Raw genomic sequence first — 20,166 nt, 5'->3', positions numbered from 1 at the left:
GCGTAAACACAAAACATACTCTCATGAACCCTACTGGTCAATCAAAATTTCCAACGGTAGTCATTATAGGCGGCGGCTTTGGCGGCATACAGGTAGCTAAGCAACTTGCAGATAAGCCTGTAGAAATTGTCCTGATAGATAAACACAATTACCATACATTTCAGCCGCTGTTATATCAGGTAGCAACGGGGAGCCTGGAGGCGGAGTCCATTGCGTTCTCATTACGTAAAAATTTTGAGGGTCAAAAAAACTTGCGTTTTCGCCATGCCGAAGTTAATAAGATCTATACCGAACGTAATATCGTCGCAACATCCATAGGCGATATAGCGTATGATTATTTAGTTGTGGCCACAGGTTCAACTACCAACTTTTTCGGTAATGAAGAGATAGCGCATTTTGCTATGCCCATGAAATCTATACCCGAGGCATTGAACCTGCGCTATATGGTGCTGCAAAACTTGGAGGAGGCCATTTTAAAGCCGTCTAAAGAAGAACGCGCGCCATTCCTGTCCTTCGTGCTGGTTGGTGCAGGCCCTACCGGCGTAGAGCTTGCAGGCGCGTTAGCCGAGTTGCGCAATCATGTGCTTAACAAAGACTACCCCGAACTTGCCAAAGAGGAAATGAAGGTTTATCTTGTAGATTTCCTTCCGAAGGTATTAGGTCCGTTCAGTGATGAAGGTTCAAAAGCTGCGGAAGATTTCTTGCATAAAATGGGTGTAGAACTTTTATTAAATGTAAAAGTGGACAGCTATAATGGCGACGAGATAAAATTTGAGGGTGGTAAGAGCATCCTTACTAAAAATGTGATCTGGTCGGCGGGTGTTATGGGAGTTGTACCAGAAGGCGTTTCTAAAGACGCCATAGAAAAAGGCAACAAAATTAAAACCGATACCATTTGCCGCGTTGCAGGCAGCAACAATATCTTCGCTATTGGTGATGTTGCTGCTATGATTACCGAAGAAACCCCAAAAGGGCACCCTGGGGTAGCACAGGTTGCCATACAAATGGGCGAAGCGACAGGTAAAAACATATACCGTTTGATAAAGGGCGAACAAACTGTACCATTCAAGTATAACGATAAAGGATCGTTAGCAACCATTGGCCGTAACAAGGCCATTGCGGATCTGGGAAAACTAAAATTCCAGGGCTTTTTTGCCTGGTTGATATGGATGTTTGTACACTTGATATCGCTTATGGGTGGCCGTAACCGTGTTATTGTTTTTATTAACTGGATTGCCAGCTACGTTACCTACAATGGTGGCAGCAGGCTGATAATCCGTAACTTTAAACGCGAAGAGCTTGTACAAAAAGACGAGCAGGTTTCTAAACCCGATTAATCAATGGCCGACCATATAAAAATTACCGAATGCCCACGCGACGCCTTGCAGGGACTGCATAATTTTGTGCCGACAGATGTAAAAGCCACCTATATAAACCTGCTATTACAAGTGGGTTTTGATACCATTGATTTTGGCAGTTTTGTATCGCCAAAGGCTATCCCCCAATTGCGAGATACAGCCGAAGTTTTGAGCAAGCTCAATTTAGATAATACTACATCGAAACTATTAGCGATTATAGCTAATTACCGTGGCGCGGAAGATGCGGTGATTCACCCGGAGATCCATTACCTCGGGTACCCGTTCTCCATCTCAGAAACGTTTCAGTTACGTAATACCAATACTACCATTGAACAAGCGTTTGATACTGTGAAGCGCATTAACGAACTATGTGGTGCAAACAATAAAAGTTTGTTGATTTACCTGTCTATGGGTTTTGGTAATCCTTACGGGGATGAATGGAACACCGAAATTGTGCAGCATTGGGCGCAAAAAATGATTGATGAAGGCATTGGCTATATCGCGCTATCGGACACCATCGGCGCATCCACACCCGAACAGATAACCACGTTATACCCTGCCCTAACCCAAATGTCTGAAATTACAGAGTTTGGCGTACACCTGCATTCCACACCCAATACCTGGCAAGAGAAGGTAGCAGCGGCCTATGAAGTGGGCTGTAAAAAGTTTGATGTAGCGCTAAAAGGATATGGTGGCTGCCCGATGGCCGCGGATGACCTTACAGGCAACATCGCCACCGAAAACCTAATAGCGTACCTCTTGCATCAAAACCTCGACTTAGGGCTTGATCTTGACAAATTAAGCGAAGCGATGGATTATTCTGGAAAGGTTTTCGGGTGAGCTTAATTCACTTTTCTTACGCGCGTGCATTGCGAGGCGCAATAGCGACGTGGCAATGACGCATGAGCAATGTTTTCTTGCTTCCTGATTTTATCGGGTTAAAACCATCTTATAATGCATCATCCCCGCTTCTTCAAACTCAGGGCCTGTTTTCTTAAAGCCAAAGCGCTCATATAGGCTTATGGCAGGTGTTTGCGAATTAAGGTAAACATAGTCTGCATCGGCAGGCAGATGAGCCAGTACGGCTTTCACAAGGGCTTGCCCAACGCCAAAGCCGCGAAACTTTGACAAGACTGCAAAACGTTCAAGTTTATAACCATCGGCAGTTTTGCGCCACCGCGATGCACCGGCAGGTATGTCATCAACCGTAACTAAAAAATGGTGCGATTCTTCTTCGTTAGCGCGTTCAAGGTCGGCAGGGCAGTTCTGTCCTAAAACGAACACTTCGTTTCTTATGGCGAAGGCCTTTTGCATGTCGGTAGGATTAGTTATTTGCCTTACTTCTATTTTTGACGGCATGTTGGTAATGTGGTTTTGTACGGTAGCCGGATAATTTAGATTCGTGGTTCTCTTCGGCAGCATCTATCGAGTGGGTGCAGGTAAGATCATCCTCTTTCTCGGCAAGGTCTGATAATTGAACATAAAATTTATGCAACTGGTCAAGTTCCTTTTCGGTAAGGTCTTCAATATCAACCATGCGGTTGCTGGCACCCTGGTGCGATGCAAGCAGCTCGTTCAGCTTAAGATGTACGGCTTTAGAATCTTTATTCTGCGATTTTTGAATCAGGAACACCATCAAAAAGGTGATAATGGTTGTGCCTGTATTGATGATAAGCTGCCAGGTATCCGAGTATTTAAAAACCGGCCCGGTGACCAGCCAAACTATAATAGTACTAATGGCAATTAAAAACGCTGCCGAACTGCCCGTTGCAGCTGTTGCCCAATTAGAAAACCTCTCAAATAAATTTTTTTTCCCTTTAGCCATTGCATTTAATTTACATTACAACCTAAAAAAACCGCCAATGTTTATAACATGGGCGGTTTTTTATTCAGGTGGTTTTAAACTACTATAGTTTGCTATTAACGTCGATACAGTTAAGATCGCCGAAAGCTTCGGTTAACCTTTTTACAAAAGTTTCTTCTGCTTTGCGTAACCAAACACGAGGGTCGTAATATTTTTTGTTTGGAGAATCATCGCCGTCAGGACTGCCAATCTGTGCTTGCAAATAACCTTCTTTGGCCTGGTAGTAATCCCTTATACCTTCCCAAAATGCAAACTGCATATCGGTATCGATGTTCATTTTAATAGCGCCATAAGATATCGCTTCGCGAATTTCTTCCTGGCTTGAGCCCGAACCACCGTGGAATACAAAGTTGATTGGTTTCTCGGCAGTAAGGTTATGTTTCTCTTTCAAAAACTCTTGCGAGTTGTGTAAGATAACCGGTTGTAATTTAACGTTACCCGGCTTGTAAACACCATGCACGTTACCGAATGCAGCAGCAATGGTAAAGCGGTGGCTAACTTTAGATAGTTCTTCGTAAGCGTAAGCAACCTCTTCTGGTTGGGTATATAAACGTGAGCTATCAACATCAGAGTTGTCAACGCCATCTTCTTCTCCGCCGGTTACACCCAGTTCGATCTCAACGGTCATGCCCATTTTGGCCATGCGCTCTAAGTATTTAGCAGATATTTCGATATTTTCTTCAATAGGCTCTTCAGAAAGGTCAAGCATATGCGATGAGAACAACGGTTGGCCTGTTTCAGCAAAAAATTTCTCGCCATGCTCTAACAAACCATCTATCCACGGCAATAATTTTTTAGCGGCGTGGTCGGTATGCAAAATCACCGCGACACCGTAGTGCTCGGCTAATAAATGCACGTGCTTGGCAGCAGATACACCGCCTAAAATGCAGGCCTGTAATTTTGAGTTATCTAATGATTTACCAGCGTAAAACTGGGCACCACCATTTGATAGCTGGATAATAACAGGTGAATTAACAGCCGCAGCTGTTTCCATTACCGCGTTAATAGTGTTTGTGCCGATAACGTTAACGGCCGGTAAAGCAAACTTATGTTTTTTAGCTGCTTCAAATAGTTCCTGCACTTGGTCACCATGCAGAACACCTTTAATATTTTTTAAATCCATGAGCGTATGTTTGGGGTTCGAAGTTATAAAAATTATGGGTTTTACCTATATCATTATTAAAGTTTTAGCCAATTATGCTTAGCTAAATGCCAATAAATGTGCATAAAACCTGCCTGCTGCAATATATAGGGTGTTATTTTTACACTTAGCTACTCCAAAAATACACCTACAACAACTTTAACTTCTGTTAACATTTACAAACTTGTTGTGATATTTTTTGTTTCTTTGCAGTACTTGAAAGACTTAGAAATAGACATGGCGTGGTTTAAGCGAGAAATTAAAGGGATAATTACGACTACTGAGGAAAAGAAGGAAGCCCCTGATGGCATCTGGAATAAATGCCCCAACTGTAAAAAACCTTTACACTACTCTGAACAGGTTGAAAACCAATACGTTTGCCACTACTGTGGTTTCCATTTACGCATTGGTTCAAAAGAATATTTTTCTATTTTGTTTGATGACAACCAGTTTACTGAGCTGTTTACCAACCTGCATTCTGGCGACCCCCTAAACTTTACAGATACCAAACAATATACCGACAGGTTAAAGGAGACCAAAAACAAAACCGGGTTAACAGATGCTATCCGCGCTGCGCATGGCAAAATGAACGGGCAGGAGTTAATGATTGCCTGTATGGATTTTAATTTCATAGGTGGTTCAATGGGATCTGTAGTGGGCGAAAAGATCGCACGTTCTATAGATTATAGCATCGCCAACAAAGTTCCTTTCCTGATGATCTCAAAATCGGGCGGTGCACGTATGATGGAAGCTGCATTCTCGTTAATGCAAATGGCTAAAACATCGGCTAAGCTTGCATTATTGAGCCAGGCTAAAATACCTTACATATCGTTATTAACCGACCCTACCACAGGTGGTGTTACCGCATCATATGCTATGTTGGGCGACATTAATATTGCCGAGCCGGGTTCATTGATTGGCTTTGCCGGCCCAAGAGTTATTAAAGAAACTATTAAAAAGGACCTGCCTAAAGGTTTCCAAACGGCAGAGTTTGTACAGGAGCACGGTTTCCTTGATTTTATTGTTGATCGCAGGGAAATGAAAGAGAAACTGGCATCATTCTTAAAAATGCTTGCACCTTCACCTTCAAAAGAAGAAAAAACTGAGGCTGAGGCTTAAGAAATATATCTATGAAAAAAGGCCATTCGTTAGTTTTACGAATGGCCTTTTTTATTGAGTTCTATTCTCCGTTAAAGGGCAGGGATGTAACTTATATACCTTCAGTACCCGGTTCGTGGCCTACCATACGGCCTGTTGTGCGGCCCTGGTCACGACTGGTAAAGTCAGTTTTTGTAGCCGTACCCGTTGATGGGAATTCGTGCTGATCAGGCGGTGTTACATCATTTTGTTCGCTAAATGATGTATCGGCACCTTCCTGCTGCTGCTCCTGCTCATTTTGTTGGCGATATCCTGTGCCTTCGTTGTTAGACTGTTGCTCTTCAGGAGTTTCGTTCGGGTTGTGGTCCGGAGTATATTCCGGGTTTGTTTCGTTGATTTCCATATTATTAGTTTTTAATTGTTAAGTAATAAACGATCAAAAACGAGGCCATGTTTTAACAAAATAGAAATTAGCGCTCAATTAAACGTTCACCATGCACATTTCGCGCAGTTTGGCTACCGTGTAGTCAATCTCTTCTTTTGTATTGTATTTAGAAAATGAAAACCTAACCGCAGGCCTGTTTGGGTTAGCGCCTATAGCCGTTAACACGTGCGAACCAATATCCGTACCCGAACTGCATGCGCTACCGCCCGAAGCCGAAATACCTGCAATATCAAGATTAAACAAAAGCATATCGGCCATTTCCATTTCGGGGAATGATACGTTTAATACCGTATATAAACTCTTAGAAGGATCTGTTTCGCCATTAAAAGCAACACCTGGGATGTTTTGTTCCAATTGCGCTATCATATAGCTTTTTAAGCCCTGTATATACGCCTGGTGGCCGTCCATATCGGCATAAGCAAGTTCAAGCGCTTTGGCCATGCCTACAATACCGTAAACGTTCTCGGTACCGCCACGCATGTTACGCTCTTGCGAACCACCGTAGATCATAGGATTAATTTTAACCTTATGGTTGATGTGTAAGAAGCCTACGCCTTTTGGCCCGTGCAATTTATGCGCGCCACAAACCATAAAATGCAATTTAAGCTTCGTAAGATCGTGTTTATAATGGCCTACCGTTTGTACCGTATCGCTATGGTAAAGGGCATTGTAGGCCTCGGCAAGCTCTCCTACGCGCTCAATATCTGTAAGCGTACCTAATTCATTATTGGCGTGCATCAGCGATACAAAGCTGCGTTCATTGGTCTTTAATAACGTCTCCAGATGATCATAATCAACGTTGCCATTACAGTCAACATCGGCGTAGCTTAGTTTGATAACGCCTGCTTTTTCCATTGCCTGCAGCGTATGCACAACTGCATGGTGCTCTAACTTAGTAGTGATGGCATGTGTAAGTTTATGATCTACAATACCGCAACGGATGGCAGTATTATCCGCCTCGGTACCGCCGCTTGTAAAAAAGATCTCGGCAGGCGAGGTATGAAGCAAGCCGGCAATGGTTTTGCGCGAACGCTCTATCAAAGTACGCACCTCGCGCCCGTGGGAGTGTATTGAAGATGGATTGCCAAAATGGCCTTCCATAACTTTATACATTTCCTTTAAAACTTCAGGATCAAAGGCGGTAGTAGCGGCGTTGTCTAAATAAACTCGCATCGTTTCTTAAATAATTATGGTCAGTAAAAATAACAGGCAATACCGTGGGATTCCCCAACCCCCGGCGGTTTGTCTGCTACTCGTTTAAATTCAATATTTCTTTTATATCGGCAATTATCTTGTTAGCCAGGCTCTCTGCAACGGTTTCTGAACCTCCTTCAGAATAGATGCGGATAATAGGCTCGGTGTTTGACCTGCGCAGGTGTACCCATTGCTTATCAAACTCTATTTTTAATCCATCAATAGTAGAGTGTGGCTGTTTCTGGTATTTTTCTTCCACCTTCAACAACAACGCATCGATATCCATCTCGGGCGTTAATGTGATCTTGTTTTTAGAGATAAAGTAGCTTGGGTATGATGCCCTTAATACTGATACCGGTTTGCCATAGTTAGCCAAATGGGTCAGGAATAAAGCTATACCCACCAAAGCATCACGGCCGTAGTGCAACTCGGGGTAAATAACCCCGCCATTGCCTTCGCCGCCAATTACGGCGTTCACTTCCTTCATTTTATTAACCACATTTACCTCGCCTACCGCGGCAGCATGGTATTCTCCGCCAGCATCTTCGGTAACATCGCGCAGGGCGCGGGTTGATGACAGGTTTGATACCGTGTTGCCTTTGTTGTTCTTCAACACATAATCGGCAACAGCAACTAAAGTGTACTCTTCGCCAAACATGCTGCCATCCTCGCAAACAAAGCAAAGGCGGTCAACATCAGGGTCAACAGCTATACCGAGGTCAGATTTGGTTTTTAAAACCTCTTTCGCCAGGGCTACCAAGTTCTCCGGCAATGGCTCCGGGTTGTGTGGGAAGTGCCCATCAGGTTCGCAATAAAGCTCATGGATAACCTCTACACCAAGCGCCTTTAATAATGCCGGGACAAAAATACCACCTGTAGAGTTCACACAATCAATAGCTACTTTAAAGTTGGCTTTTTTGATAGCGGCAACATTCACCAAAGGCAGCGCCAGTACTTTATCGATATGTTTTTGCAGGTAGCTATCATCATTGGTAACAGTACCCAGGTCATTTACATCGGCGTAAACAAAATCGCTGTTCTCGGCAATTTCTAAAACTTCTTTACCATCTACATCGCTAATAAACTCGCCTTTTTCGTTCAATAATTTAAGGGCGTTCCACTGTTTTGGATTATGGCTGGCGGTAAGGATAATACCACCTGCAGCATTCTTATCAGGCACGGCAACCTCAACAGTCGGGGTGGTTGAGAGGCCTAAGTCTATCACATCTATCCCCAAGCCTTGCAGCGTACCGATAACCAGGTTGTTTACCATACTGCCCGATAGGCGGGCATCGCGGCCCAAAACTATCTTTTTAATGCCTGTTCGTTTTACAGCCCAGCTACCGTATGCAGATACAAATTTTACAATATCCAAGGGGGTTAAGCCGTCGCCGGCTGCACCACCTATGGTACCCCTGATGCCCGAAATAGATTTTATGAGTGTCAAAATATATAGATGATTAGCCGCAAAAATAAGAATATTTAAGCTATAGCATTGTAAAAAAAGCAATAGTTTGCACATCAATTTATTGCCTATATTTACCACTGTTGACAACACTAAGTATATCACCACAATAACCCGATGCCCGACTTCCTGCTAAACTTTGACCGGCATTTATTCTACTTCATCAATCACGACCTATCAAACTCGTTTTTTGACGTTTTGATGCCTCTGATGCGCAACCCCAAATTTTGGATCCCGCTGTATCTGTTCATCATTATTTTCAGCATTTGGCGATACAAAAAGCAGGGCATGATACTGGTTGTGTTTTTGGCAATGGCCGTTGGTTTTGCCGATTTTACAAGTGCCAGCATCATCAAGCCAAACGTAAATCGCCTGCGCCCCTGCCGCGACCCGGTAACCGGCCCAACCGATATAAGCCGTGTTGCCTGCGGCCCCGGCTACAGCTTCCCATCTACCCACGCTACCGACCATTTTGCCATAGCCGCGTTTTTAAGTTTTATATTTTTTAAACGGTGGAGATGGGTACTGCCCGCAACCATATTATGGGCTGCCATTATATGCTTTGCACAAGTTTATGTTGGTGTACACTACCCCCTTGATGTTACCGGGGGAGCTGCATATGGCAGTTTAGTAGGCGTGTTATTTGGGGTTGGGTTTAGGAAGGTTGTGCCTGGGTTTAAGGCATAGCGTATTACAATTGTCATGATGAAGCTGTCTAACCAATTGTCGCTTGTACAAGTCTTCGACAAGCTCAGACTGACAAACCTATTAGTCAATTAACACAAATAGGCGCCTACTCTCGTAAGCGCCCATTATATTTTGTCTTGACTCCTGATTCTAAAAATCCTGATTCTCTTAAAACTATCCTCTCATCTTATCCAATAGATCGCTTAACTGGCCGGCTTCTTCTTCGGTAAGGTTTCGTTTAAAGAGGTCTTTGGTTTTAAAGCAGGCATCCATTTTTTTAAGGATCTCTAAACCTTCGTCGCTAATGCGGATATCTACGGCACGGCGGTCGCGGGAGTTGGTACAGCGCGATACCAGGCCTTTTTGCACCAGGCGGTCTACAATACGCGAAGCATCCGACATTTTGTCGATCATCCTATCCTTCAATAAATTTACGGTGGCCGGTTTTGGGAACTGGCCGCGTAATATGCGCAGGATATTAAATTGTTGTTGGGTAAGCTTATAACGCTCAAATTCCGGGCGCATATAGTTGTTGATCCAACCGTACGTATAGTTAAGATTAATTACCGCTTTGTGGTAATTGTCTTCAAAATTCGTGCTTTTTATATCTTCCTCTATTCCCATGATTTAACTATTCGGCAAATATAACCTATTTATGCGAATCAAGAACCAAGAGTCAAGAATCAAGACAAGCGGTAAAAAAATGGCTCAATAACCGTAAACTCATTGGTTTACATTACATTTCTTTCTTGATTTTTTGGTCTAAATGTCCCGACTCTTCAGTTTTATCCATCTCTCCCCTATAATTCCAAGGGCAGTGCAGGCATTGGTTTTTACAGCAATAACCGCGCTTTAAATGGTATTCTTTTGTAAAAACAAAGTTACCGTCCTGGTTTATGTAATAATCAACGTTTTCCTGTAGCATTAGCTCAGCAATTTCACAAAAATATTGTTATTAAAGTATTTTTTTAAATGTGTGCCGTCACCGTGCAGCGTCCAGATCTGTTGAGGCTCTGTTTGTTCAATGGTTTTGATGATGTCGTCCCAGTCGGCATGGTCTGATATATAAAGGGTGTCCTGATTGTTAACCTGCAGATTTTTCCAGCCGGATGCAAACAGGCGCTTCACCCCTGTTGCTTTGATGTAACTCTCAAACGTAAAGGGCGGCACAATGTACACCCACTCCTCTTGCGTTTTCATCAGTTTACGGCCATACATCCGGTGATCGCCCAGTTCGAACCCAAGCTTTTGATAAATAGCGTTGACAGGCATAATACGGTGATGTACCAATACCTTTTTCTGCGGGGCATAATCGTTTATCATCCTAATCAAACGCTGGCTTTTACCCAGGCTGTAAGCGCCTAACAGAATGTTTATTTTAATATTATTTAGTTTTTTAATCTCCGCCACCGGGTCCGGGTGCGCGGTATTCGGGTCGGCGAAGGTGCTTTCAGTTATCAGCACATTGGCCTTAACAAATTCAAAAGGCTCGCAGGTGGCATCGGGCTGTAGCTTATAATCACCTGTGTAGAGGTATCGTATTCCCTGGTACTCCATTAACACTTGTGCAGAGCCGGGCATGTGGCCTGCGGGGATAAAGGTGATCTGCACATCGCCAATGCTAAACAGTGCTTTATAATCCGCTATATGGGTTGTTTTAGCCGCGCCCTTGCCGTATCGCAATTGCATAAAGGCATAAGTAGCAGCGGTGGTATAAACATTGGTATTGCCGCTCTTGGCATGATCGGCGTGGGCGTGGCTTATTACGGCATTGGTAACCGCGAGTTGCGGATCCAGGTAAAAATCGGCATAACGGCAATATAGGCCATTGGCATTAAAGGCAATAAAATCGTCTAATATCATGAATTTTGTTGGGCGATAGACAGGTATAGCTCGTGCAGCTTTAATACCTGCGGAATAACGAGTTGTTTATCATCATTTGTAATAACGTCATTGGCCAGGGCCAGCTTTTTTTCTTCAGTAAATTGGCGGGCGTTACGGGCTTTAACTTCGTCGGCGGTAATGCCATCGCGAGAGGTAACACGTTTTATTCGGATCTCTAAAGGCGCGGTAACCATTATAGCCCTGTCGCACTTTTTGTAAGAGCCGCTTTCAAATAATATGGCGGCCTCCTTTAACACGTAAGGCGCATCTTTTTGATTAATCACCCATTTATCAAAAGCACGAAAAACGGCGGGGTGTACCAGCGCGTTCAGCTTTTCAATTTCCTGTTTACTGTTGAACACGATGCCCGCTATATACTTGCGGTTAAGGCTGCCATCGCTAAAGTAGGCGTCGTTACCAAAGGCTTTTTTTATGCCTTTAATAAGTTCTTCATCCTTTACCATAACTTGTTTGGCTGCATCATCAGCATAAAAAACCGGGATGCCCAATACTTCAAATATTTTGCAAACGGTGGTTTTGCCACTGCCTATATTGCCGGTGATGCCTACTTTAAACATTATTTTTTGATAATAAAATCAATATTCTGCGGTACTATCTTTACCACCCTGCTGTACGATGGCGACCGTGTTACCTTTACGGGCAGCACAGTGTATCCGTTGTGGCGCCATAGCTCCAAATCGGCAACTGCTTCAAAATCGTCCTCGTTCAGGTCAGGGTAATTGGTTAGCGATGTAGTGAACGTTACCCTAACCTTTTGCGGGAAGATCTTTACATCATAATACTTATTATTATTGATGAGTTTTACGGGTACCTCAATCGTTTTTTCGGTAAACTCATCAATGGGGATGTTCACCGTAACAGTTTTGGGCAACACGCTCAGGTTGCCTTCTTTAACACCCTGCACTTTTATACGGCCATAAAAATCTTCGTTAGCATCATTAATTTTAACAGTATCAGTTTTCCAGGTACTTATTTTCTTTAAAACCTCGGCAGGGCCGCTGATGGTTACATAACGGGGCTTAATATTCACATTTTCCGACTGAGCGAACTGCTTTTGGTAGGTTATTGCTTGTACCAGTTCTACCGGCACACGTTTAACTGTACGGCTGCTAAAATCAAAAAACAAGGTATCGGGAGTTATGGCGATTATCTCATGCTCCAACTCCTTATTAGTATTAATCTGTTTTAACTGCGAGCTAAGTACTACGTAGTTTTTGGGATCGATGGTATGGAGATCAACGGTGATGGCCTTTTTCTCATCGTTCATCCTAAACATCAGCATTTGCCAGCCCGTGCCCTGCACCATGGCATTAACAGTATCTGGCTGCAGCGGGTGGAACGCACGTTTCTGTGGGGCGTTTTTAAAAACTATTACTTGTTTTATGCTGAATTTGTATGGGTTGGACAACGTAGTAAACATCCACGCAACTATGGCAATCACCAGGCAGGTCACAAAGGCCGATAACCGCCGGCGCTCAATTGCAGATAATTTTATTATTGCCATTTTTTTGAGGTGAAAGGGTAAAGGTAAAAGGTAAAACGCTTGAAACAAAAAAAGCGAAAGGTTTTCCTTTCGCTTTTTACCTTATCCTTTAAACCTATTTGGTAACCACTGGTGTATTCAATGCTTTTGAGGCATCTAACGATACGGCAGATTTATCAAAACGGATGCGGCCACCGCCTTCTGTTTCAACAAGAAAAGTAGTTTCGGCAACTTCGTAAATTTTACCGTGTATACCGGCCGTAGTTACAATTTTGTCGCCTTTTTTAAGCTCGTCAACGTATTTTTTCTGGTCTTTTTGTTTCTTCATTTGCGGGCGGATCATAAAAAAGTAAAACACAACGGCAATTGCGCCAAACATGATCAATTGAGGGTAACCTAAGCCGCCGCCGGCTTGTAATAAAACTGTAGCTATCATTTATTAATTATTGAATTAGTGATTTTGTGAATTAGCTTTTTAACCGCGCTTCACAAATAATTATACTTATTTAGTAGTGGTTGTGGTTACCTCGCCAATTAAATGTACCATGCTTTGCGCAGGGTTGGTATTAGCTGTAATAGTAATTTGTTTATCCTGTAAACCTTGTTTATGGGCGCTGTTAAACGTAACTTTTATTGCACCATCGGCACCCGGTTGTATCGGGGTGGCAGGCCACTCTGGCTTGGTACAGCCACATGTTGCAACCGCATCTTTAATAATCAACGGCGATTTACCGGTGTTGGTGAACTTAAACTCGTAAGTAACCTTATCACCATCCTTGATCTTGCCAAAGTCGTGGGTTTCTTTTTCAAACTTCATAACAGGCGCGTTGGTTGCGCTGGTGTTACCGTTATCAGCTACGGCCGCGCTTGCGTTTTGGCCGGTTTGGTTACAGGCCGATGTAAACAACGCGCCTGCAATAATTGCACATAAAAACAGCTTTTTCATTTTTTGATTATTCTATTAAACCCCTGCCTATTTTCTTAATCTTATTTTGCTCTTTTAATTCAAACAAAATCTTGTCTAATATACCGTTTATAAACGAATTACTTTTAGGTGTACTAAACTCCTTCGAGATCTCCAGGTACTCGTTAATGGTAACCTTAACCGGGATAGATGTAAAGTTAATAAACTCTGCAATAGCCATCTTCATTAATAAGGTATCCATCATCGCTATACGGTCAGGCTCCCAGTTTTGGGTCTTTTCAGCTATCAACGCCTGGTAAGTTACATCGTGCCGGATGGTTTGCTCAAACAAATTCACTACAAATTCCCTATCCTCATCCCAGTTACCGCTAATATCGGCAAGCTTGTTTTCGGCATAGTTATCTGATGAAAAGTTTTTGAATGTTTTAGCGATCAGCGCCTGCAGCACCTCGCGGTCAACCGGCCAGTAGATAAATTTATCCTCAAAAACCTGCTCGGCTAATGATGATTTAAGGATCACCTTTTTGAAAATGAACTTGATGATGTCTTTATCGGTTTGTAAGGTATCGTCGGTTTTTGCGATGTACTCGGTGTATTCCGTCGAATTTTTAAGCGTAGTGAAAAGTGATTTTGCCAATTCAGGATCAAACGACCACTCTACTTTATACTTTTTAAGGGCGATAAGGTAATCGCGGTTGTCTTTTAACGATACCAGGAAACGGTTGCTCATGATCTTAACACTCGCGTTAAGGTCATCGGCCGTTGGTAAATGCTTTGCGGCCCTTTCTACCGCATCGGTTTCGCTGTAATCTATCACTTCGCTTATTAATGATAGCATCCAGATGTACATTTCAAAAACCTGATCGATACTGCTTAGCAGGTTTTTTTCATGCGCTTTAATGTCTCTTGTATCCGATTGGTGGAACGCGTACAGCGACTGTAACACTTTTACCCTAAGGTGCCTTCTGTTTAACATGTTGTAAGAACGATTATGCCCGCAATTGGGCTATGATAAATTTTAATAGGTTGATTTTACTTTTTTAATATCAGCAATACGTTTTTCGGCAATTTTGTTTGCCGCATCTGTTGTAGAAATATTTTCCAACTTAGAAAGTTTTAAAACATTACGGGTTGCCTCATAAATATTTTCGGTAAGCTGCAGGGTGCGCTTTTTACTAAAACCCATCAACTCCGAGTAACAGTTAATAATACCACCAGCGTTAATAACGTAATCCGGGGCAAAAAGTATGCCTTTCTCCAGCAACATTTTGCCGTGTATATGCTCATCCTGCAACTGGTTATTGGCCGATCCCGCTATAATTCCGCACTTTATTTTTGCGATGGTTTCAGTATTGATGGTAGCACCTAAAGCACAGGGCGAATAAATATCCGCGTCGATATCAAATATCGAATTGTTAGATACCGCTTCGGCACCGTATTTTTTAGATACCTGGCGGGTACGCTCATCGTTAATATCGCTGATATAAACCTTCGCATTTTCGTCGCGAAGCAACTTTACCAGGTTTTCGCCTACGTGGCCAATTCCCTGTACAATTACTGCTTTACCGGTAAGGCTGTCGGTGCCAAACTGCTCTTTTACACAAGCTTTAATGCCCATATAAACGCCTTTAGCCGCAACTGGTGCCGGGTCGCCGCTCCCGCCCAAACTTTCGGGGATGCCGGTAACATGCTGCGTTTCCATACGGATATATTCCATATCGCGTGGGGTTGTGCCTACATCCTCAGAGGTAATAAATTCGCCGTTAAGATTTTTAATAAAGCGGCCAAACTTGCGCATCATGGCCTCGTTCTTGTCCTTGTGAGAGTCGCCGATGATAACCGAATAACCACCACCCATGTTTAAACCCGCAATAGCACACTTATAGGTCATGCTTTTTGACAGGCGCAACACATCGTTTAAAGCATCCGCCTCGGTTTTGTAGGCCCACATGCGGGTACTGCCAAAGGCAGGGCCAAGCGTGGTATTATGTATAGCTATAATAGCCCTTAAACCGGTATCCGGGTCGCTGCAGTACACAACTTTCTTGTGGCCAAAGGCATCGAGCTGGTTAAATATACTATCGGTAGGTTGTTGAACAGACATTTAGGGACGCGGCAAATAAAATATTAGTTATGGTTCGGCAAAAGTAGAGGTTTTTTTTTGCGTGGCAAAGTTAAAGTCGGAAAGTCGACGGCCGGAAGTCCGAATGACTTAGATTATGGTTACTTTTTACTTTGGAGTTACTATTAAACATGTACTTTTGGATTAGGCAGAATCATCCGGTCTTGCTGACTTTCCGGACTAAACACACATGAAAGACCTCGCATACCTCAATAAATTCTTTTATAAATACCGCTGGCGCCTGGTTCCGGGCGTGCTGTTTGTTATCATATCAAATATATTTGGCGTGTTGCCGGCGCAGGTTATCCGCGTAGCGTTCGATCTGGTTACGGAGAACATTGGCGTTTACCAGCTATTTGATGGTTTTAACAGGCAGGAGGTTATCTACGATATATTCGGCTCCAGTTTATTACTATTCGGCATATTGGTTTTGGTACTGGCATTGCTTCGCGGATTGTTCCTGTTCTTTATGCGACAAACCATTATCCTCATGTCGAGGCATATCGAGTATGATCTTAAGAACGAGATCTATTCGCACTACCAGGTTTTATCGCTTGCCTTTTACCGCCGCCACAACACCGGCGACCTCATGAACCGCGTTACCGAGGACGTTAGCCGTGTACGCATGTACCTTGGGCCGGGCATTATGTACACCATTAATACCATTGTGTTATTTATACTGGTAATATACGCCATGCTTACAGTAAGTGTTAGGCTGGCGGTGTTTTCGGTATTGCCGCTGCCTATTTTGGCGGTTATTATATTTTATGTGAACACCGTTATTGAATATCGCAGCGAGAAGATCCAGCAGCGGCTGTCGGCCCTATCCAGCTTTGTACAGGAAAATTTTTCGGGCATCAGGGTCATAAAATCTTACGTTCGCGAGAGCTTTGTAAGGGAGAAATTTGCCGCCGAAAGCGAAGATTATAAAACCCAAAGTATGGCCATGGCCAAAGTTCAGGCTATGTTTTTCCCGTCGATGCTGTTGCTGATAGGGCTAAGTAACGTGATCACCATGTACATCGGCGGTGTAGAGGTAATGAAGGGTAACATCACGCCCGGTAACATCGCCGAGTTTATTGTGTACCTGAACATGCTGGCCTTCCCGGTGATTTCGTTGGGTTGGGTTACTTCGCTTGTCCAACGCGCGGCCGCCTCTCAAAAGCGTATCAACGAGTTTTTGCACGAGCAGCCCGAGATCCAATCTCCCAAAGCACTGCCGCATACTTTAGCCGGTAAGATCGAATTTAGGAACGTATCGTTCAAATACCCTGATACTGGTATTACGGCACTAAAAAATGTTTCTTTTACTGCTAATCCGGGCGAAATGGTGGCGATTATTGGTCGTACCGGGTCTGGAAAATCTACCATTGCCAACCTGGTGATGCGCATGTACGACACAACCGGCGGCGAGATCCTGGTGGACGATAAATCATTACTCCAGCTTAACCTGGATAACTACCGGTCGCAAATTGGCTTTGTACCGCAGGAGGTTTTCCTGTTCTCGGATATCATATCTCACAACATAGCCTTCAGCGCCGATGTGCTGGATATGCCACGTGTAGAGCAAGCCGCAAAGGATGCTGCCGTTTACAATAATATTATGGAACTGGAGAAAGGTTTCGAAACCTTAATTGGCGAGCGTGGCGTAACCCTTTCTGGCGGACAAAAGCAGCGGGTAAGCATTGCCAGGGCTATAGTAAAGCATCCGCAGGTATTGATATTTGATGATTGTTTGTCTGCCGTTGATACCCGCACCGAAGAAGAAATATTAAGCAACCTTGGCCGAATTATGCATGGCAAAACCAGCGTAATTATATCGCACCGTATCTCCACCATCAAAAACGCCGACAACATTTTAGTGCTTGATAATGGTGAAATTGTAGAGCAAGGCACCCACAACCAGTTAATGGAACTTAAAGGCTCATACTTTGAGTTATACGAAAAACAACTGCTGGAAGAAGAGGAACAAGCTTAAAACGCAACCCTTTACTCTTAATTGGCGTAAAAGATTGAAATAAAGATCTAATTGTGATTTAATTAAATACTTGCAATTAGTTTTTTATATATATTTATGCCACCAAAACTATTACAATAAAAAATTTATGGGAGATTTTGACAATAGAGAGCGTGAAGAGGTGTACTCCAAAAAAATAAGGGCCGGTAAACGAACTTATTTTTTTGATGTAAAAGCAACCAGGTCTAACGATTACTACGTGACTATCACTGAAAGTAAAAAACGTTTAGAGGACGGTGTTTTTGTAAAACATAAAATTTTCCTTTATAAAGAAGACTTTGAAAAATTTGCCGAAGGCCTTAAAGACGCCGTAGATTACGTTAAAGAGCATCAGGAAGTAGTTGAGAAACGCTATGAATTTGGTGAAAACGTTGAAACCGCCAAAGCCGACGAAGATTTCTCTTTCTAAAGTTCTCTTGCAAAGTAAGAATTAAACAAACCTAAATTATACAAAGAAACCCCGCCTTAACAGACGGGGTTTCTTGTTTTTATAAAGATTTTACTTCATATTCTGTTATCTGCTCATCATTCCTGCTGCGCCGCCTATGATCGCAAAAATAAATATTAGCGCATAAAGTGATAGTATTACAATCAAAGTAATACCCCAAAGTTTAAAGAAGGATTTTAATTTACCAAAAGCCTGTGTTGCATCTTCAGTATTATTAAATAAAATAGCTTTTTTAATTCGTGCACCAAACTGGTACAGATAATACGAGAAGAAGAAGTTAAAAGCTGCAAATAATAGGTAAACAACAGTTAACAGAGGACCTGCTGCCGCTGCACCTGCCATCATTGGGTTAAAAGCTGCAAGCGTGGTAAATAGTGTTCCTATAAATAATGCAAGTATCACGATCAGGCCGGTCATTACAAACCCTATAATGCCTATAAAGTTAGCCCATTGGCCGGCTTTATGTAAAAAGTACAACGCTTGTTCTGATAAAGTGATTTGTGGTTGGGGGGTTACCGGTTGTACCGGCATTTCGTCAATTTCCATTGTGTTAGTTTAGGGTGTTTGAATTTCTTTTAAAGATATAAATTATCTGAACTGAAACAAGCAATAAACCAACATTATAGAATAAAAATTCTTAATGGTTAATACCCGGCATAAATAAGACTGCAATAGTAAAGTAAATAATGAGGCCGGTAACATCTACCAGCGTTGCCACGAATGGTGCGGATGATGTCGCAGGGTCGGCCCCTAACTTTTTTAACAGTAATGGCAGCATAGAGCCTGCTAATGATCCCCATAACACTACGCCGACAAGAGCGATACCTACTATAAACCCAACTGTCATCCATTCGGGGCCATATATATTGCTAAAAAGTGTCCATATGTAAATTCGCATAAAACCTATTACACCAAGGGTTGTACCCAGTAACAGGCCGGATATTATTTCGCGGCGCATAACCCGCCACCAATCACTTATGGTTACCTCCCCTAACGCCATAGCCTGTATAATTAGCGTTGATGCCTGCGACCCACTGTTACCCCCGCTTGATATAATAAGCGGTACAAACAGGGCCAATACTACAGTGTTGGCGATAGCGTGTTCAAAGTGCCCCATAGCAGTTGCCGTAAGCATTTCGCCCAGGAAAAGTACAATGAGCCAACTTATCCGTTTCTTAACCAGGCGGAAAAGATTGATATCTAAATAAGGTTCGTCCAAGGCCTCGGTACCTCCAATTTTTTGGATATCCTCTGTGTATTCTTCATTTGCAATCCAAAGAATGTCATCTACCGTAACAATACCAAGCAGTATGTTTTCTTTGTCGGTAACTGGCAAGGCGGTCCGGTTGTTCATCCTGAACACGTTTATCGCATCTTCCTGCGGGTCGTTTGCACTCAGGGCGATTAGGCGGCCATCCATCAGGTCGCTTATTTTAGTTTCGGGTGCAACGAGTAGTATCTCGCGGATCCGGATATCATCCAGCAGGATACCATTCTCTCCTATTACATATATAACATCGATAGTTTCGGAATTTTTACCGTACCGGCGAATGTGCGATAGCACTCGCGTTACATCCCAGCTTTTTTTAACGGCTATATAATCGGGTGTCATCAAACGGCCAACGCTGTCTTCTTTATAACCTAAAAGAGAAAGCGCCTCTTTACGGTCGGCGGGCGAAAGGTGCAGGATTAATTTGGCAACCGCATCGCCATGTAATTCGCTAAAAAATGCGGTGCGGTCATCGGGTGGCAGTTCATTTACGATCTCGCTTACCTTTTTGCCCGAAAGTTTTTTGATGATCCTTTCCTGAGTAGGGAAATCAAGGATGCGGAATACATTAACCGCGCGTTTAATAGATAGTATCTCGATAAATTCAGGGCCGTGCTCAGGCAGTTCATCTATAAGTTCCTCAACGTCAGAGATATTCATGTTGTTCAAATATTCCTGTAGCTGCGTGGTATCCTCCTGCTCCAGTAGTAATTCAATTTGCTCAACCATCTCTTCCATAAGCCC

The 20,166-nt window shown here is 43.1% G+C and carries 23 protein-coding genes; 6 read left to right on the top strand and 17 right to left on the bottom strand.

Annotated elements, in window-relative coordinates:
* The first annotated feature begins 23 nt into the window (after nucleotides 1–23).
* A complete protein-coding gene (locus tag ACVW0P_RS05825; RefSeq protein ID WP_457131250.1) occupies nucleotides 24–1,337 on the top strand; it encodes an NAD(P)/FAD-dependent oxidoreductase in 1,314 nt (437 codons plus the stop codon).
* Nucleotides 1,338–1,340: 3 nt separating this feature from the next.
* On the top strand, nucleotides 1,341–2,198 hold the full coding sequence (locus tag ACVW0P_RS05820; RefSeq protein WP_457131249.1) for a hydroxymethylglutaryl-CoA lyase: 858 nt from the start codon (nucleotides 1,341–1,343) through the stop codon (nucleotides 2,196–2,198).
* Between the two features lie 90 nt (nucleotides 2,199–2,288).
* On the opposite strand, the gene ACVW0P_RS05815 is transcribed toward ACVW0P_RS05820, so the two are convergent.
* From ACVW0P_RS05815 to fbaA, 3 genes are all read right to left on the bottom strand, one after another.
* The gene (locus tag ACVW0P_RS05815; RefSeq protein WP_457131248.1) at nucleotides 2,289–2,717 is read right to left on the bottom strand and encodes a GNAT family N-acetyltransferase; all 429 of its coding nucleotides are present in this window, start codon (nucleotides 2,715–2,717) and stop codon (nucleotides 2,289–2,291) included.
* Entirely contained in the window at nucleotides 2,683–3,183 is a 501-nt protein-coding gene (locus tag ACVW0P_RS05810; RefSeq protein WP_457131247.1) for a low affinity iron permease family protein, read from the bottom strand. Before ACVW0P_RS05810 ends, ACVW0P_RS05815 begins: the two co-directional genes overlap by 35 nt.
* An 82-nt stretch (nucleotides 3,184–3,265) precedes the next feature.
* Entirely contained in the window at nucleotides 3,266–4,345 is a 1,080-nt protein-coding gene (gene fbaA, locus ACVW0P_RS05805; protein ID WP_457131246.1) for a class II fructose-bisphosphate aldolase, read from the bottom strand.
* A gap of 255 nt (nucleotides 4,346–4,600) precedes the next feature.
* Between fbaA and accD the strand changes: the two genes are divergently transcribed.
* Nucleotides 4,601–5,482, top strand: coding sequence for an acetyl-CoA carboxylase, carboxyltransferase subunit beta (gene accD / locus ACVW0P_RS05800; RefSeq protein WP_457131501.1), 882 nt, complete (start codon nucleotides 4,601–4,603; stop codon nucleotides 5,480–5,482).
* A 91-nt stretch (nucleotides 5,483–5,573) separates the two neighbouring features.
* Here the strand turns inward: accD and ACVW0P_RS05795 are convergent, their stop codons facing one another.
* The 3 genes from ACVW0P_RS05795 to glmM all read right to left on the bottom strand — a co-directional run bounded on the left by ACVW0P_RS05795 (nucleotide 5,574) and on the right by glmM (nucleotide 8,547).
* Nucleotides 5,574–5,864 carry a hypothetical protein gene (locus ACVW0P_RS05795; RefSeq protein WP_457131245.1) on the bottom strand — a complete coding sequence of 97 codons (291 nt, stop codon included), beginning with the start codon at nucleotides 5,862–5,864 and terminating at the stop codon, nucleotides 5,574–5,576.
* Nucleotides 5,865–5,942: 78 nt separating this feature from the next.
* On the bottom strand, nucleotides 5,943–7,079 hold the full coding sequence (locus tag ACVW0P_RS05790) for a cysteine desulfurase family protein (RefSeq protein WP_457131244.1): 1,137 nt from the start codon (nucleotides 7,077–7,079) through the stop codon (nucleotides 5,943–5,945).
* Between the two features lie 76 nt (nucleotides 7,080–7,155).
* On the bottom strand, nucleotides 7,156–8,547 hold the full coding sequence (gene glmM / locus ACVW0P_RS05785; RefSeq protein ID WP_457131243.1) for a phosphoglucosamine mutase: 1,392 nt from the start codon (nucleotides 8,545–8,547) through the stop codon (nucleotides 7,156–7,158).
* Nucleotides 8,548–8,682: 135 nt separating this feature from the next.
* Here glmM and ACVW0P_RS05780 point away from each other — a divergent pair, with 135 nt between their 5' ends.
* The gene (locus ACVW0P_RS05780) at nucleotides 8,683–9,252 is read left to right on the top strand and encodes a phosphatase PAP2 family protein (RefSeq protein WP_457131242.1); all 570 of its coding nucleotides are present in this window, start codon (nucleotides 8,683–8,685) and stop codon (nucleotides 9,250–9,252) included.
* Between the two features lie 174 nt (nucleotides 9,253–9,426).
* Here ACVW0P_RS05780 and ACVW0P_RS05775 read toward each other — a convergent pair whose 3' ends face one another.
* From ACVW0P_RS05775 to ACVW0P_RS05735, 9 genes are all read right to left on the bottom strand, one after another.
* A complete protein-coding gene (locus ACVW0P_RS05775) occupies nucleotides 9,427–9,876 on the bottom strand; it encodes a MarR family winged helix-turn-helix transcriptional regulator (RefSeq protein WP_457131241.1) in 450 nt (149 codons plus the stop codon).
* 112 nt (nucleotides 9,877–9,988) lie between these two features.
* Nucleotides 9,989–10,177 (bottom strand): DUF5522 domain-containing protein, encoded by a 189-nt coding sequence (locus ACVW0P_RS05770; RefSeq protein WP_457131240.1) that lies wholly within the window; start codon nucleotides 10,175–10,177, stop codon nucleotides 9,989–9,991.
* Nucleotides 10,177–11,115, bottom strand: a complete 939-nt coding sequence (locus ACVW0P_RS05765; protein WP_457131239.1) for an exonuclease — start codon at nucleotides 11,113–11,115, stop codon at nucleotides 10,177–10,179. The genes ACVW0P_RS05770 and ACVW0P_RS05765 overlap by 1 nt, the downstream gene beginning before the upstream one ends.
* On the bottom strand, nucleotides 11,112–11,714 hold the full coding sequence (gene coaE / locus ACVW0P_RS05760) for a dephospho-CoA kinase (RefSeq protein ID WP_457131238.1): 603 nt from the start codon (nucleotides 11,712–11,714) through the stop codon (nucleotides 11,112–11,114). Before coaE ends, ACVW0P_RS05765 begins: the two co-directional genes overlap by 4 nt.
* Nucleotides 11,714–12,661 (bottom strand): CdaR family protein, encoded by a 948-nt coding sequence (locus tag ACVW0P_RS05755; protein ID WP_457131237.1) that lies wholly within the window; start codon nucleotides 12,659–12,661, stop codon nucleotides 11,714–11,716. Before ACVW0P_RS05755 ends, coaE begins: the two co-directional genes overlap by 1 nt.
* 94 nt (nucleotides 12,662–12,755) lie before the next feature.
* Nucleotides 12,756–13,076: a preprotein translocase subunit YajC gene (gene yajC / locus ACVW0P_RS05750; protein ID WP_354429469.1), complete on the bottom strand. Its 321-nt coding sequence runs from the start codon at nucleotides 13,074–13,076 to the stop codon at nucleotides 12,756–12,758.
* A gap of 66 nt (nucleotides 13,077–13,142) precedes the next feature.
* Nucleotides 13,143–13,586: a DUF1573 domain-containing protein gene (locus tag ACVW0P_RS05745; protein ID WP_354429467.1), complete on the bottom strand. Its 444-nt coding sequence runs from the start codon at nucleotides 13,584–13,586 to the stop codon at nucleotides 13,143–13,145.
* Nucleotides 13,587–13,593: 7 nt separating this feature from the next.
* Nucleotides 13,594–14,541, bottom strand: coding sequence for a transcription antitermination factor NusB (gene nusB / locus ACVW0P_RS05740; protein WP_457131236.1), 948 nt, complete (start codon nucleotides 14,539–14,541; stop codon nucleotides 13,594–13,596).
* Between the two features lie 42 nt (nucleotides 14,542–14,583).
* A complete protein-coding gene (locus ACVW0P_RS05735) occupies nucleotides 14,584–15,669 on the bottom strand; it encodes a Glu/Leu/Phe/Val family dehydrogenase (protein ID WP_457131235.1) in 1,086 nt (361 codons plus the stop codon).
* Nucleotides 15,670–15,877: 208 nt separating this feature from the next.
* Here ACVW0P_RS05735 and ACVW0P_RS05730 point away from each other — a divergent pair, with 208 nt between their 5' ends.
* Entirely contained in the window at nucleotides 15,878–17,665 is a 1,788-nt protein-coding gene (locus ACVW0P_RS05730; RefSeq protein WP_457131234.1) for an ABC transporter ATP-binding protein, read from the top strand.
* 127 nt (nucleotides 17,666–17,792) lie between these two features.
* Nucleotides 17,793–18,113 carry a DUF3276 family protein gene (locus tag ACVW0P_RS05725; RefSeq protein WP_457131233.1) on the top strand — a complete coding sequence of 107 codons (321 nt, stop codon included), beginning with the start codon at nucleotides 17,793–17,795 and terminating at the stop codon, nucleotides 18,111–18,113.
* 105 nt (nucleotides 18,114–18,218) lie between these two features.
* Here ACVW0P_RS05725 and ACVW0P_RS05720 read toward each other — a convergent pair whose 3' ends face one another.
* Nucleotides 18,219–18,698, bottom strand: coding sequence for a DUF5362 family protein (locus ACVW0P_RS05720; protein ID WP_457131232.1), 480 nt, complete (start codon nucleotides 18,696–18,698; stop codon nucleotides 18,219–18,221).
* Nucleotides 18,699–18,789: 91 nt separating this feature from the next.
* Nucleotides 18,790–20,160 carry a magnesium transporter gene (gene mgtE, locus ACVW0P_RS05715; protein ID WP_457131231.1) on the bottom strand — a complete coding sequence of 457 codons (1,371 nt, stop codon included), beginning with the start codon at nucleotides 20,158–20,160 and terminating at the stop codon, nucleotides 18,790–18,792.
* Nucleotides 20,161–20,166: the final 6 nt, after the last annotated feature.

It is taken from the genome of Mucilaginibacter sp. UYNi724 (assembly GCF_054057495.1).
This window is presented reverse-complemented; position numbering and strand designations above follow the sequence as displayed.